At 35.5% G+C, this 245-nt stretch carries 1 protein-coding gene; it reads right to left on the reverse strand.

Annotation, left to right across the window (positions count from 1 at the left end; all coding sequences use genetic code 11):
* The coding region (locus COE49_RS26840; protein ID WP_141555289.1) for a DDE-type integrase/transposase/recombinase at nt 1-245 on the reverse strand (245 nt) is incomplete at both ends.

Raw genomic sequence — 245 nt, forward strand, 5'->3', positions numbered from 1 at the left:
AACTGTTCAATTGCTATAGGATAAGCTGGATTTTTATCGACTGTTATAACACGAGGTTTTGAAACATGAAAAGACTGCAAGGCCTTCTTGAAAAAGTGCTTTGCAGCCTTCTGGTCTCTTGTTTTACTTAGGTAAAAATCAATTGTATTTCCTTTTGAATCAACAGCACGATACAGGTACATCCATTGACCTTTTACTTTGATATATGTTTCATCGACTCTCCAGGAGTCATTTGTTTGTTTAAG

Origin of the sequence: Bacillus sp. AFS029637 (genome assembly GCF_002584985.1) — a bacterium.
Lineage (GTDB): Bacteria > Bacillota > Bacilli > Bacillales > Bacillaceae_G > Bacillus_A.